The organism is Acidovorax bellezanensis (assembly GCF_025421555.1).
GTDB classification, from domain to species: Bacteria; Pseudomonadota; Gammaproteobacteria; order Burkholderiales; family Burkholderiaceae_C; genus Comamonas; species Comamonas bellezanensis.
Genome location: NZ_JAODYH010000003.1, coordinates 169,830 through 183,765, shown reverse-complemented (window position 1 = coordinate 183,765; position 13,936 = coordinate 169,830). Strand labels below are relative to the sequence as shown.

12 protein-coding genes are annotated in these 13,936 nt (G+C 67.5%); 6 read left to right on the top strand and 6 right to left on the bottom strand.

Annotated elements, in window-relative coordinates; all coding sequences use genetic code 11:
- The first annotated feature begins 10 nt into the window (after positions 1 to 10).
- Positions 11 to 1,603 (top strand): AMP-binding protein, encoded by a 1,593-nt coding sequence (locus tag N0K08_RS04430; RefSeq protein WP_261498838.1) that lies wholly within the window; start codon positions 11 to 13, stop codon positions 1,601 to 1,603.
- A 16-nt stretch (positions 1,604 to 1,619) separates the two neighbouring features.
- Complete coding sequence (locus N0K08_RS04425) at positions 1,620 to 2,393, top strand: GntR family transcriptional regulator (protein ID WP_261498837.1); 774 nt, start codon at positions 1,620 to 1,622, stop codon at positions 2,391 to 2,393.
- Positions 2,394 to 2,416: 23 nt separating this feature from the next.
- Here the strand turns inward: N0K08_RS04425 and N0K08_RS04420 are convergent, their stop codons facing one another.
- Positions 2,417 to 2,938: a hypothetical protein gene (locus tag N0K08_RS04420; protein ID WP_261498836.1), complete on the bottom strand. Its 522-nt coding sequence runs from the start codon at positions 2,936 to 2,938 to the stop codon at positions 2,417 to 2,419.
- A gap of 53 nt (positions 2,939 to 2,991) precedes the next feature.
- Between N0K08_RS04420 and xdhC the strand changes: the two genes are divergently transcribed.
- Entirely contained in the window at positions 2,992 to 3,891 is a 900-nt protein-coding gene (gene xdhC / locus N0K08_RS04415) for a xanthine dehydrogenase accessory protein XdhC (protein WP_408642916.1), read from the top strand.
- A 147-nt stretch (positions 3,892 to 4,038) separates the two neighbouring features.
- Here xdhC and N0K08_RS04410 read toward each other — a convergent pair whose 3' ends face one another.
- The 5 genes from N0K08_RS04410 to N0K08_RS04390 are packed head-to-tail and all read right to left on the bottom strand — an operon-like array spanning position 4,039 to position 8,242.
- Complete coding sequence (locus N0K08_RS04410) at positions 4,039 to 5,025, bottom strand: Bug family tripartite tricarboxylate transporter substrate binding protein (RefSeq protein ID WP_261498834.1); 987 nt, start codon at positions 5,023 to 5,025, stop codon at positions 4,039 to 4,041.
- Positions 5,026 to 5,074: 49 nt separating this feature from the next.
- Positions 5,075 to 5,752: an AroM family protein gene (locus N0K08_RS04405; RefSeq protein ID WP_261498832.1), complete on the bottom strand. Its 678-nt coding sequence runs from the start codon at positions 5,750 to 5,752 to the stop codon at positions 5,075 to 5,077.
- 10 nt (positions 5,753 to 5,762) lie between these two features.
- Complete coding sequence (locus N0K08_RS04400; protein WP_261498831.1) at positions 5,763 to 6,689, bottom strand: DUF1177 domain-containing protein; 927 nt, start codon at positions 6,687 to 6,689, stop codon at positions 5,763 to 5,765.
- A gap of 12 nt (positions 6,690 to 6,701) precedes the next feature.
- Positions 6,702 to 7,418, bottom strand: coding sequence for a dipeptidase PepE (pepE, locus tag N0K08_RS04395; protein WP_261498830.1), 717 nt, complete (start codon positions 7,416 to 7,418; stop codon positions 6,702 to 6,704).
- 11 nt (positions 7,419 to 7,429) lie between these two features.
- Positions 7,430 to 8,242, bottom strand: a complete 813-nt coding sequence (locus N0K08_RS04390) for an IclR family transcriptional regulator (RefSeq protein ID WP_261498829.1) — start codon at positions 8,240 to 8,242, stop codon at positions 7,430 to 7,432.
- Between the two features lie 448 nt (positions 8,243 to 8,690).
- On the opposite strand from N0K08_RS04390, the gene N0K08_RS04385 reads away from it, so the two are divergent.
- From N0K08_RS04385 to N0K08_RS04375, 3 genes are all read left to right on the top strand, one after another.
- Entirely contained in the window at positions 8,691 to 9,938 is a 1,248-nt protein-coding gene (locus N0K08_RS04385; protein ID WP_261498828.1) for a urate hydroxylase PuuD, read from the top strand.
- A gap of 236 nt (positions 9,939 to 10,174) precedes the next feature.
- Positions 10,175 to 11,518: a glycerate kinase type-2 family protein gene (locus N0K08_RS04380; RefSeq protein WP_261498827.1), complete on the top strand. Its 1,344-nt coding sequence runs from the start codon at positions 10,175 to 10,177 to the stop codon at positions 11,516 to 11,518.
- A gap of 109 nt (positions 11,519 to 11,627) precedes the next feature.
- On the top strand, positions 11,628 to 13,724 hold the full coding sequence (locus N0K08_RS04375) for a sensor domain-containing diguanylate cyclase (protein ID WP_261498826.1): 2,097 nt from the start codon (positions 11,628 to 11,630) through the stop codon (positions 13,722 to 13,724).
- Positions 13,725 to 13,936 lie beyond the last annotated feature (212 nt).

Here is a 13,936-nt window from a genome sequence, read left to right as displayed (position 1 = left end):
AGGTCTGCCCATGAACTTCGACACCTTGCTGGCCCAGCACGCCCGCCAAGCCCCCGAACGCACGGCCTTCCAGGACCAGGACCATGCCATTACCTACGCGGCGCTTGCGGCCGAGGTGGACCGCTTGGCCGCCGTGATGCATGCCGCCGGCGCGCGGCGCGGCGAGCGCCTGGCGCTGTGGATGCCCAATTGCATCGAATGGCTGGTGACCTTCCTGGCCTGCGCCAAGCTGGGCATCACCGTGGTGGCCGTCAACACCCGCTTCAAGGAGCATGAAGTCAGCCAGCTCGTGCAGCGCGGGCGTTGCACCTGGCTGGCCATGTGGCCGGCGTTCAAGGGGCTGCCGTTCGTTGAGATTCTGTCGCGCGTCGACCCCGTTGCGCTCGGCGGACTGCGCGGCGTCGTCGGCGTGGGCGACTGCGCCCAGGTGCAGTCCGTGCTGCCCGCCGCCCAACTGCTGCCCTTCACCGTCATTCCCACGCAGCCGCTTCCCGCCACGGTGGATCTGGGGCAGGAAGAGGATGGCGCACTGGTCTACACCACGTCGGGCACCACCTCCGCCCCCAAGCTGGTGCTGCACCGCCAGGCCGGGCTGATTGCCCATGGCGTGCTGGCGGCCGCCGCTTACGGCGTCAGCGCGGCTTCCGTGGTGCTGCTGGCCGCGCCGATGTGCGGCGCCTTCGGTTTTTCCACCGCCATCACGGGGCTCGCCGTGGGGGCCAGCCTGGTGTCACTGCCGGTGTTTGACGCGGCGCGCACCGTGCACCAGATCCGCGCGCATGGCGTGACCCATACGTTCGCCAACAACGAGCTGCTGGACCTGCTGCTGCGCATGGTGCCGGGCGAGACGCATCCCTTCCCGTCGCTGCAATACGTTGGCTTTGCGAGCTTTGCGCCCAGCCTGGACGATCTGCCCGAGCGCGCCCTGCAGGCGCACATTCCCATCGCCGGCCTGTACGGCTCCAGCGAGCTGCAGGCCCTGGTCGCCGGCCACACGTTGACAGCCCCGTGGCAGCACCGGCGCATGGCCGGGGGCAGCGTCATTGCGCCCGACGGGCGCGTGCGCGCCATCGATGCCGACACGGGCGCAGTCCTTGAGGACGGGCAGGTGGGGCATATCGAGATCAAGGCGCCCAGCATCATGGCGGAGTACCTGGAGAACCCCGAGGCCATGCGCCAGGCCTTCACTGCCGACGGCTACTTTCGCACGGGCGACTTCGGCTACACGGTGGGCCCGCGCATGTTCGTCTACCAGGGGCGTAGCGGCGACCATCTGCGGCTGGGCGGCTTTCTGGTCAGCCCGCGCGAGATCGAATCCTTCATCGAAGGCGTCGACGGAGTGCGTTCGGCCCAGGTGATAAGCTCGCAAACGAACGGAAAACTGGTGCCCGTGGCGTTTGTCATCCGCAGCGAAAACAGCGCCGTGGACGAAGCGGCGATCATCCAGGCCTGCACGCAAGGAATGGCAAAATTCAAGGTTCCCGAGCGTGTGGTTTTTGTTGACGCATTCCCCTACGTGCAAAGCGCCAACTCCAACAAGATCCAAAGACATGTCTTGGAAAAAATGGCGCAAGACCTACTGAAAGTCAGCGAAGTCAGTTGATGGCTTCGCTTTGTTGATGTCCACAAGATCCTCTGAAAAATCCCTGTCGGCGCAAGCGTCCGAAGTGCTGTCACGCAGCAAGCAGCCCATTTATCTGCAGCTCGTGGCGGAATTTCGGCGCAATATCGCCTCGGGCGTGTGGGTGCCTGGCAAGCAGATTCCATCGCTGGAAAACCTGATGGAGCAGTACCAGGTGGCCCGCATGACGATCCGCAACGCCCTGGGCGTTCTGGAAAGCGAGGGCTACATCCGGCGGGGCCGGGGGATAGGCACTTTTGTGCAGGCCAAGATCCCGCATGTGCAGGAATTGAAGCTTCCGACCAGCTGGGCTGAAACCGTGGCGCTGAGCGACGTGCTGGGCACGCAGTCGATCTTCGAGAGCGAGCAGACCATCACCACGCTGCCGGAACTGGGCATGGATTTTTCAGGCAGCTATGCCGCTGAGTACGTGCACCTGTGCCGCGTGCACGTCAAGGATGACGTGCCTTACTGCTATAGCGAAGTCTATCTGTCGTCCGAGCTGTTCAACGGCCACAAGGCGGACTTCCGCAAATCCGCCGCAGCTTCCGTGATGGCGCGTATTCCCGGTTTGACCCTGAGCGCCGCGCGCCAGAAGATCAACATCGGCGGTGCCGGCTTTCTGTCTGCCCGGTCCTTGAACCTGAATGTGGGCGACAGCGTGGCCGAGGTGCGGCGCTATGCCTGCGCGCAGGACCAGCTGATTTACTTTGCGCGCCTGGAGTTTCCCACCCAGTTCGTCAAACTCGAGTTCGATCTGCTGGCCCATTGACGGCACCCGGCGCGGACAGGCGGCTAGCGCTGGCCTTCGGTCAGCGTGTCGAGCTGGAAGCTGCCGGATTTGTCCCAGAGCCAGGTGTCGGTATAGGTGACCTTGCCCATGCGCGCGGGAGCCGGGTAGGGCGCTGCGCTGCGCACCGTGCGCTCGATCTCGGCGATCACTTCGGGCGCATGCTTGGGCGCGCGCATCCAGTTCAGGCGCACAACGCGGCCGTTGCGGTCGATGTCGACTTCGAGCACGCCGATCGCATACAGCAGCGGCGGCAACTTGCCCGCATAAATGCGCTGGGTGTTGTGCGTATACAGGTGCTGGGCCGCATCCTGGCGGTAGGCGCGGGGCGTGTTGGCGCCCGAAACCTGGGGCGCTATGGCTGCCTGGCCCGGGGCTGCGCCGGTGGGCGTTTGCGGCGGCTGGGGCGGCGACTTGCAGGCCGAGACCAGCGAGGCCACGGCTGCCATCAGGCTGGCCCATAGCCAGGGACGCTGGCGGCTGGCGCTGGCGGACGAAGAGGAAGAAGATGAACGCTTTTCAGGCATTGCCCGAGGTTATCCTGAAAGCTGGCGTGGCCGGCGGTTCGCGGGCCAAAACCATGCGCGACCACCGACGATCCTGGGAGGTTTTTCGTTTGAATACATTGCAAACAGCCTGTGACACACTCGCCGCCGTGTCGGCCTGCTGGGTCGAAGTGCTCAAGGCCCAGGGCTCGGTGCCGCGCGGGGCCGGCACCTGGATGCTGGTGTCGGCCGACGCCCTGGTGGGCACGATTGGCGGCGGCCATCTCGAATTCCAGGCCATGGACCAGGCCCGGGCACTGCTGGCCACGGCCGATGCCCCGGCGCTGGAGCAGCGCTACGCCCTGGGCCCGAGCCTTGGGCAGTGCTGCGGCGGCGTGGTGTGGCTGCGGTTCACGCCGCTGGCCCGGGGCGATCAGGCCGCGCTGCGCGCGCTGGCCGAGGGAAGCCGAGCCCGTTTGGCGCCGCCCATGCAGGTGGCCTTGTTTGGCGCCGGCCATGTGGGCCATGCGCTGGTGCGGCTGCTGGCGACGCTGCCCTGCCGGTTGATGTGGGTCGACAGCCGCGACGCGGTGTTTGCGCCGCAGTGGCTAGCTGCGCCGGACGTGGTCTGCGAGCACTCGGCGCCCGTGGAGGCCGCGGTGGCCGACCTGGCGCCGCACTCGCAGGTGCTGATCATGAGCTTCAGCCATGCCGAAGACCTGGAAGTGGTCGCGGCCTGCCTGAAGCGCCAGCGCCAGCGCGGCGACCTGGACTTCATCGGCCTGATAGGCAGCGCCACCAAATGGGCGGTGTTTCGCCGCCGCCTGGAGCAGCGCGGCTTTTCGGCCCAGGAGCTGGACCAGGTGACCTGCCCCATAGGCCTGCCGGGCATCACCGGCAAGGAGCCCGAAGTGATCGCCGTCTCCGTGACCGCGCAATTGCTGCAGCGTGCAGAGGCCGAAAAAAGGCCCCCGCAAGCGGGGGCTGGCAGCTGACGAGGTAGTTTCTTCCCATGGCGCGGCCCTTGAAACTGGCGTGACCCAGCTCAGGGGCACCGAGCAAGGGCCGCCCCGCAGCGATGGTGCCGCCCCCCTCCACCGAAGGTTGAGAGGGGGGAGCCGCGTGAGCGGCTCAGGGGGTGCTTACTGCGTCTGAATGTTCGCAGCCTTGATGGTCTCGGCCCACTGTTGGCGGTCCTTGGCCAGGTACTTCACGAAGTCGGCCGACGACACGCCGACCACGGGCTCGGAACCCAGATGCGCCATCTTTTCACGCGTGGCCGGGTCATTGAGCACTTCCTGCACTGCCTGGAAGTAGGTCTTCATCACGTCGGCAGGCAGGCCTGCGGGCGCGAACAGGCCTTGCCAGGTGGGCATGTCGAAGTTCTTGATGCCCTGCTCCTGCAGGGTGGGCACGTCGGGCAGCTGGGGCGCGCGCTTGGCGGTGGTCACGGCCAGGGCCTTGACCTTGCCTTCCTTGGCCAGCGCGGCGGCGGTGGTGATGTTGTCCACGGTCATCATGATGTGGCCGCCGAGCAGGTCGGTGATCACGGGCGCGGCGCCCTTGTAGGCCACGGCTTCCATCTTCACGCCCAGGCGGCTGAGCATGGATTCGGCGATCAGGTGGTTGGAAATGCCGATGCCGGCGATGCCGTAGCTGGCCTGCGGGTTCTTCTGGATGTAGCTCTTGAGGCCCTGGATGTTGGACGCGGGCATGCTGTTGTTGACGATGACCACGTTCGGCTGGCTGGCCAGCAGGGTCACGGGCGCGAAGCTCTCGGGCCGGTACTTGGTGGCCTTGGGGCTCATGTGGAAAGCCACCGACATGGAGCCGGCTGCGCCCATGCCCAGGGTGTAGCCGTCCGCCGGGGAGGTGGACAGGCGCTGGGCCATGATGTTGCCGCCGGCGCCGGGCACGTTCTCCACGATCACCGGCTGGCCCAGCTTCTGGCCCAGCGGCTCGGCGATCAGGCGGGCCAGGGTGTCAGCGGAGCCGCCGGGCGCAAAGCCCACCATCAGCTTGACGGGGCGCTCGGGCTTCCACTGGGCCATGGCGGCGGTGGAACCCAGGGCAGCGGCGCCCAATGTCAGAGCACAGACACCGGCGTGGATCAACGGACGTATAGACATGGAAGTTTTTCCTCAAGGCAAGAAGTGAAAAAAACAGGGCTGTGGCGCATCAGGCCAGCAGCTGGGCGAGGGCGTCGGCCACCATGCGGTTGGACAGCAGGGTGGGGCGGCCGCTGGCCAGGGCCACGCGCGCGCGCATGGCCTGGCTGTATCCCATGCAGTGCATGACGATCAGGTCGCAGCCCGCAAGCTGGCGGCCGGCCGCGTCCAGCGCCGCGGCGGCTGCCTGGGGATTGGATTCATAGGGCGAGGCATGGACCGTCTGCACGGCGCAGGCTACGGGCTGGGCCAGGTGGAAAGTCTCGACCTGGGTTGCCAGCGGCACGATCAGGCCCAGCGTGCGGCAGTGCGCCGACAGCGCCGCGATATGGTGGTCGACCACCTGCTGGGGCTCGACCACCAGGCTGCGCATGCGCGGGATCAGCGTGCCGGTGCACAGCGGCACCAGCGCGTCATAGCCTTGGTCGTCGGCCTGCTGCATCAGGGCCGCGAGGCGCGCTTCGGTGGCGACATGGTCGAGCTCGATCTGCGCGCCGCTGCGCAGGCGCGTGGCGAAACGGTGGGCGCCGGGCTTGGGCGCCAGCGCCGCGCGCTGCTCGGCGTCCAGGCCGTCAAGTGCGCCGAATTCATCGATCTGCACGTCCTGGCCCAGGCACAAGGCCATTTCGGGCACGACGTCGGAGCGGGGCGATTCGCCAATGGTGAAAAACGCGATGCGGCGGGCCATGGCGCTGTCCTCAGGCGTTGGCGGGCGCGTTGCCCACGGTCTGCAAATGGGCCAGCGAGCCGTAGCGTGCCTGCAGCTGGGCCCAGTGCTCGGCGTGCACGAAGGCCAGCTTGCCCGCGCCGAACATCTTGGCCACTTCCACGCAAAAGCGCATGGCGACGTCGGTGTCCCAGGCATTGGTCACGCCCGTGGCGCAGCCCGGCACCGTGGTCTGGGCGGTCAGCGCCACACCGACCACGGGGGCGTCGGTGGCAATCGTCGGCTGCATGATGGAGTTGACGTGGGGCAGGCCGTTTTCGTAGGGAGTGATGTCCTGCGTGGTGAGCGGCAGCGTCAGCGGCAGCTGGCCGCTGACCCAGCCCATGAGGTCGAGCATCAGGTCGGGAATGGGCAGCAGATAGCCCTGCTTGGCCACGGGCGTCAGCGCCACGCCGCGCTGGTTCACCAGGCGGTTGCCGCGCGTGGTGTCCACGGCCAGGATGGCGTCCATGCGCTGGCTGACTTCGTAGCGCATCATTTCGCGCATGGCGAACGGCGACTTCATCATCGGCACCGGGTGCTGCGGGCGGGTGCCGGCGTGCGGGCAGATGTGGGTGTGGATGACCACGCTGCCTTCGAGCACGTCGCCGCGGCTGTGCATTTCCATCAGCTGGGCGGCGGCGGCCAGGGCCACCACGGCGCCGTCGCTGTCCGACACCAGGCCGGTCACGCTGGGGCGCGCGCCCACGCCGCCCAGGCGCCCGACGATGCCCAGGCGGGGCGCCTCGGGGTTGCTGCCGGGAATTTCAATCGCGATGAAGTCGGTCGACAGGCCGTCCTGGCTGACCGGCGTGACGGTGATGCTGCCGACGCCGAAGCCGCGCAGGTAGTTGGCGATGCTGGCGCCGCTCACGCGGGGGCTGGACAAAAGGTCGATGAGGTGGGTGACGTGTTTCATGGGGTCAGAACTTCAGAGTTTCCAGGGGCCCATGGGCAGGATTGCCGGGGCATCGGGGCCGGTGAACCAGCGGGCCGGGGTTTGCGGGTCGCCCAGCAGCGTGTGCTGCGCGCCATCGACGCGCAGGCCCGTGCCTTCGGGCAGGCCCAGCACCGGCACGCCGGGATTGAGCAGGGCGAATTCGCGCAGCCGCTGCTGGCGGGTTTCGCCACGGTGGCCTTCGGGGTGGGCTTCGGTGTAGTGGGGGTTGATCTGGAACGGCACCAGTCCCAGCGTGTCGAAGCCCTGCGGGTCGACGATGGGCATGTCGTTGCTGGTGTACAGGCCCGGGCAGGCCAGGTTGGCGCCGGCGCTCCAGCCCAGATAGCGCGCGCCGCCCGAGCGCACGCGCTCGGCGATGGCGGCGAGCTGGCCGGTCTGGCGCAGCTGGCGCACCAGCGCAAAGGTGTTGCCGCCGCCGACCACGATGTGGCTGGCGCGGGCAATGGCTTCCAGGGCGTCGTCGGGATCGGCTTCGTCGTGCAGCGAGCGCAGGCGCAGGCCCGTGGGGCGCAGCGCGTCGGCGACCAGGGCCGCATAGTCATCCCAGCCGCGCGTGACGCCGGCGTAGGGCACGAACAGCAGGTCTGCGCCTTCGGCCGGGGCCTGGGCCCATTCGGTGATCGCTGGCAGCGCGTGGGTCAGAAAGCCCTGGGGGCTGCTGGAGTTGCTCAGGAGGAGGAGTTGCATGGGTGAAAAGCTCACAGGGAGGGAGACCACTGCGCGACTGGCAGGGCGGGTTCGGTCCAGTAGCGGTCGTTGACCCGGCGGCCCAGGGCGCCGACTTCGTCGAGCATCAGCTGGCGGTAGTGGTTGACGGAGGCGGCATCCATGGGCGAATGGACGCCGGCCACGAACGACACGCAAAAGCCGCGCAGTTCGCCGCTGGAAGGGTGGCGCACGGCCGCAGCCACCGCGCCCACGCCCGGCAATGCGGCGTCGATCAGCACCGCGTGCTGCTGGCGGGCCGCGGTAGCCACTTCCTGGGCCAGCGCGCCGACGTTGGCCAGCCGCGCCTGGCTGGGCGGCTCCAGCGGGAGCTGGGCATCGCTGCCGTACAAGGCGTGGAACTCGGCCAGGTCCAGGCGCGCGAGCATGGCCCGGCCCATGGCGGTGTCGCAGGCCGGGCGCAGCGCACCCGGCGACGACACCACCTGCACCGGCGAGCGTCCGTCCAGGCGTTGGATGACCATGGTCTGCGCGCCGTTGAGCGTGGAAAGGTAAGCCGTGAGGCCCGTGCGTTCGGACAGCTGTTCCAGCACCTGCCAGCACTGCTCATCCCAGGAATTGTTGTGGTGCTGGGAATGCACGGCCTGCGCGAGCAGCGTGCTGGTGCGGTAGCGCCGTGTCTTGGGGTTTTGTTCCAGCAGGCCGAAGCGGTGCATCTGGTGCAGCAAATGGGACGCCGAGCTTTTGGGCAGGGCCAGTTGCTCGGCCACTTCGGTGAAGCTCAGGTCGGTGACCCCTTGTGCGTACACCGTCAGCAGGCGCTGTACGTTTTCCAGAATGCTCATGGCGTAAGTGTCTTTGTTCGAATTTTTGGAACTGTGTTCGGTATTTCAGTTCATCATAAATCATGTCGATACGATGTGATACCGGGTCGCAGGGCAATTGCATCAATCGTGTTCTGCAGCATTCATAGCGCAGAGCTATCCGTAGCTTGTAATGCATTCATGATGTGAGCGCTTGCAAACTCTACGGGCTTTTGCCGTCAAGTACCGCCGCGCCGCGCACCAGCCTGGGGAAGGCTGCTGCACTGCAACAGTGCGGGAAAACAGGGGGTGGTGCAGCGCGGAAACGGCGCAACTTTTGTATACACTCGCGCCAACAGACAGGTCGCAGCGGTGCCCGAGTCGGTGGTTCGGCCACCGCAGGTGCGCGACACTTTCTTCTGCTCAGAGCGCCCGCAGTGGTGAGCAGGTGGATCTTTACGGCAGCTTCGCGCTGCCAAGGTTGAGCGCTATGGAAAGTTATTTTCTCGACTGGGCCAATCTGCTGCTCAGGTGGCTGCACGTCATCACCGCGATCGCCTGGGTCGGCTCGTCGTTCTACTTCGTGTTCCTCGACAGCAGCCTCACGCCGCCGCAGGACGAGGACTTGAAGAAGCAGGGCGTGAGCGGCGAGCTGTGGGCCGTGCACGGCGGCGGCTTCTACCACCCGGTCAAGTTCGCGGTGTCCCCGCCCAAGCTGCCCGACCACCTGCACTGGTTTTATTGGGAAAGCTATACGACCTGGCTCAGCGGCTTTGCCCTGCTGACGGTGTCCTATCTGTGGAACGCCAACATCTATCTGGTCGATCCGTCCAACCCCCAGGCCTTGCACCCGCATGCGGCCATCGCCGCGGCGCTGGGCTTCCTGGTGGTGTTCTGGCTGCTGTATGACGGCATCTGCCGCGTCTTCGGCAACAAGCCACGCGGCGATGCCATCGTCGGCGCCCTGGTACTGGTGCTGGTCGGCTTCGCGGCCTGGCTGGCCTGCCATATCTTTCCCGGCCAGGCGGCCTTTTTGCTGATGGGCGCGATGCTGGCCACGTCCATGAGCGCCAACGTGTTCTTCTGGATCATTCCCGGCCAGCGCACGGTGGTCAAGGATTTGAAGGAAGGCCGGCCGGTCGATCCCATCCACGGCAAGCGCGGCAAGCAGCGCAGCGTGCACAACACCTATTTCACGCTGCCGGTGCTGTTTGCCATGCTGTCCAACCACTATGGCTGGCTGTACAGCCATGCGCAGAACTGGCTGGTGCTGATCCTGATGATGTTCGCCGGCGCGGCCATTCGCCAGTTCTTCGTCCTGCGCCATGGTTACAAGCTCGGTCGCAACGGCCATCCCTGGCCGTATGCCTTGGTGGGCGTGCTGGTGCTGGTGGGAACGGCCGTATGGCTCAAGCCTGCGCCGAGCGCGGCCACACCTGCTGCTACGACTCCCGCTGCGGCTGCTCCCGCTGCCGCCGTGGCGGCATCCGGCGTTCCGGGCTACGAGCAGCTGGGCCCGTTCTTCACGCAGCACTGCGTGGTCTGCCACAGCAGCGCGACCCTGGCCCAGAAGAACGTCAAGCTCGACGCGCCCGATGAGGTCAAGAGCCATGCCGCGCAGATCTACCAGCAGGTCGTGGTGCTGCGCAAGATGCCGTTCGGCAACCCCGGCGCCTTGACGGCCGAGGACCGCGATCTGGTCAAGCGCTGGTATGAGGGCGGGGCAAGGGTGAATTAAGGCCCCCCCTGAGCCGCTTCGCGGCATGGGCCGCCCCGTCTTCCCCCTGAGGGGGACGGCAACCTCGCTGCGGGGCGGCCCTTGCTCGTTGCCCCTGAGTTGAGGCTCGGCAGTGGCGTAGGCAATGGGCGTTGCGAATGTTGCATAGACACACGGGATGCATGTGGCGCCAACGCGATGTAACCATGGCTTGAGCTGTTTTGTGGCAGCGTGCTGTCCATGCACAATGGCGAGCCATGACTACAACCACTATTTCCGAGACAAGCGCGCTGCCCGATCCCCAGGAGCAGCCGCGCGAATTCCTGTTGGCGCTGTTTGACACGGCCGTGCGCAGTGCCCTGCCGGTGCATGCCATGGCCAGCCACCTGCCGTCGCCGCCACGCGGGCGGACGGTGGTGATAGGCGCGGGCAAGGCGGGCGCTTCCATGGCCCAGGCCGTCGAAGCCCTGTGGCCCGCGGATGCGCCGCTGTCCGGCCTGGTCGTGACCCGTTACGAGCATATTCCACAGCGCCCACCGGGCCTGGCCGAGCGCATCGAAGTGGTGGAAGCGGCCCACCCCGTGCCCGACGCGGCCGGCATGCAGGCCGCCGAGCGCATTCTGGCGCTGGTCCAGGGCCTGACGGCCGATGACCTGGTGCTGTGCCTGATCTCGGGCGGCGGCTCGTCGCTGCTGACCCTGCCCGCCGACGGCCTGTCGCTGGAAGACAAGCAGCGCATCAACCGCGCGCTGCTCGAAAGCGGCGCCGACATCGCGGAAATGAATTGCGTGCGCAAGCACCTGTCGCGCATCAAGGGCGGCCGCCTGGCCGCCGCCTGCGCGCCGGCGCGCGTGGTCACGCTGACCATCAGCGACGTGCCGGGTGACGACCCCGCGACCATCGCCAGCGGCCCCACGGTGGCCGATGCCGGTACCTGCGCCCAGGCGCTGGCCATCATCGACCGGCTGAAGATCGCCTTGCCCGATGCCGTGCGCGCGGCGCTGCAAAGCGGCGCGCTGGAGACGCCCAAGCCCGGCGATGCCTGTTTCGCAGGCCACGAGCTGGCGGTGATTTCCGCCCCGCGCCAGGCCCTGGAAGCGGCCGCGGCCCGGGCCCGGGCCGCAGGCATGGATGCCTGGGTGCTGAGCGATGAAATCGAAGGCGAATCGCGCGAAGTGGGCCGCGTGCATGCGGCGCTGGCGCGCGCCGTGGCCCGCCACGGCCAGCCGTTCAAGGCGCCTTGCGTGCTGCTCAGCGGCGGAGAGACCACGGTCACGGTGCGCCCACGGCTGCCGGGTGCCGCCAAGGGGCGGGGCGGACGCGCGGGCGAATTCTGTCTGGGTCTGGCCCAGGCCTTGCAGGGCCAGCCCGGCGTCTGGGCCCTGGCCGCCGACACCGACGGCATCGACGGCGTGGAAAGCAACGCTGGCGCGCTGGTGGCGCCCGAGACGCTGGCGCGCGCCCGTGCGCTGGGCATGCCGGTACAGGACCACCTGGACCGCAATGACGCCTGGACCTACTTCCACCAGCTGGATGATCTGGTGGTGACCGGCCCTACGTTCACCAATGTGAACGATTTCCGCGCGCTGCTGATTCTGTAACCAGACGTTTAGCTCCCCAGGTCACTGTGGCTGGCTATGAGGGTTCAACCCGTAGGGCCGCGGGCAGTCGCTGCTTATATTGGCTGTACCTTGGATTTGCGGGACCCTCATGGCTTTTGATGCCGACCTTGCCCGAGCCGCAGGCCTCTCCGATGAAGGGCGCCTGCCGGAGCCGCGTGCGCGTGCCGGCCCCATGCTGCGCAGCTTGCTGCTGATCATGGTGCTGGCGGTGTTGCTGGCGGGCGCGGGCAGCGCCTGGTATGTCCATGGCGGCGTGACCGAGGCACTGCAGACGCGCGCCGCCGAGCAGCAGACGGAAGAGGTGGAAATGGTGGCGCGCCTGCTCGCCAGCCGCGTGGAACTGCAGCAGAAAGTGCTGCTGACCCTGGCCGACTCGATTCCCATGGAGCGCCTGCGCGACAGCGCCAGCCTGGGGCAGGCCTTGCGGGACGAGATTCCGCTGGCCGAGTGGTTTGACTCGCTGAGCGTGGCGCTGGTCGACGGCAACCTGGTGGCCTATGTGCGCGGCGGCAAGGACCGTCCGCTGGAGTCGCTGGATGTCAACGAACGCGATCTCTTGCGGCGCACCCTGTCGGGCGGAAAGCCCATGGTGGGCACCTTGGTACAGCCGGGCAGCGACGACTTGCGCATGCTCTACACCGCGCCGCTGCGCAGCAGTGCGGGCGAGGTGGTCGGCGTGATGGCCGGCGGGCTGACCCTGTCGTCCCAGTCCTTGCTGCCGCCAGCGGCTTCCGACAACTGGTCGGCCAGCCGCCTGATGCTGGTCGCCACGGACGGCCGCATTGTGGCGCATTCCAATCCCGCGCGCTGGCTGGGCCATGTGCGCGACGAGACGGGTCTGGGCACGCCCTTCATCAAGACCTTGCTGCAGCAGTTGCCGGTGCAGATTCGCAGCGCCAGCGAAACCCATGGTGACTATGTGTACACCCTGGCCGGCATGCCCTTGCCGCAGTGGTTTCTGGTGCGCGTGACGCGGCTTTCGTCACCGCCGCTGTGGGGCCTGTCGGGCTGGGGCAGCCTGGCCTTGCTGGGAGCGGCGGTGCTGGCCTTGCTGGCCGCCATGGCCATGGTCACGGCGGCCTATCCCTGGATGGAGCTGTCCGGGCGCGCCGTGCAGATGCTGCAGCGGCCCGTGCCGGGCCGCGCGCAGCGGATTGCCCGCCTGCCGCCCATGCCCAATGCCTGGGGCGAAGTCGCGGTGCTGTGGCGCGTGCTGCACGCCTTGTCGCGCCAGCGCGATGTCCAGGCCCGCCGGGCAGCCCATTACCAGGCCCAGACCGCGACCATTCTGGAGCAGGCCCCGGCGGCCATTGTGGTCACCCGCCACGGCCGGCTGGAGCTGCTGGGCGCGCAGGCCGCGCGCATGGTGGGCTATCTCCCCCAGGAGCTGCAGGGCTATCCCATGCGCCAGTTGTGTGCGTCGGATGCCGATTACCGGCGCGTGGTCGAGCGTATTCGCTGGGAAATGCGGGCCTATGGCCAGTTCGATGATGAAGTCTGTCTGATGCACAAGAATGGCAGCCCGGTGTGGCTGCGCATGCAGGGGCGGCGCATAGAGGGCGATGCCGGCGTGGCCATGGTCTGGATGGTCGACGATGTGACCGATCAGCGCCAGGCGCGCGCCCATCCCGAGTGGCTGGCCACGCACGATGCGCTGACCCAGCTGCCCAACCGCGAAGCGTTGACCCAGCGTCTGCAACAGTGGCTGGAGGGGCGCAGCAAGGCAGCGGCGGAGGCGATGGCCATGGCGCCGGGCGACGGCGGCGTACTGCTGTTCCTCGATCTCGACCACTTCGCATCGGTCAACGCCATGGCCGGCCATGATGCAGGCGATGCAGTGTTGCGCCACTTCGCGCGGCTGCTGGAAACACTGGTGCGCCAGCCGGGCTGGGTGGCGCGCCTGGGGGGTGACGAGTTCGCCGTACTCCTGCCCGAAGCCACGCAGCGCCAGGGCCGAACCCTGGCGGACCAGCTGTGCGAAGCCATCAGCGCCTGGGAGGCGTCCTACCAGGGCCAGCGCTTCTGGCTGGGCGTGAGCATAGGCATGGTGGTGCTCAACGCCCGCCAGCCCAGCGTGGCGGCCGTGCTGCACGCGGCCGACATGGCTTGCTATGACGCCAAGCGCCAGGGCAGGGGGCGGGTGCAGGAGCATTCGGCGGCGCTGGTGGAGGCGGAGAACCCGTGAGCTGCGCGGAGCCCCATGGGTTGTAGCTGCCGGCTGTTTTGAGGAATTCTGGAATTCTCTCTTGGCAAGGCTCACGCCGTTGATGACCCAAGGAAGCTATCCCGCTTCCTAGCCCTTGTGGATGCGCCTGCGGCGCGCAGGGCGCGGGCTGGTCGGTGTGCCGAAGGACACACCGACTTCGTTAACTGACTCGCCGCGGTTGTTCGAGCGGA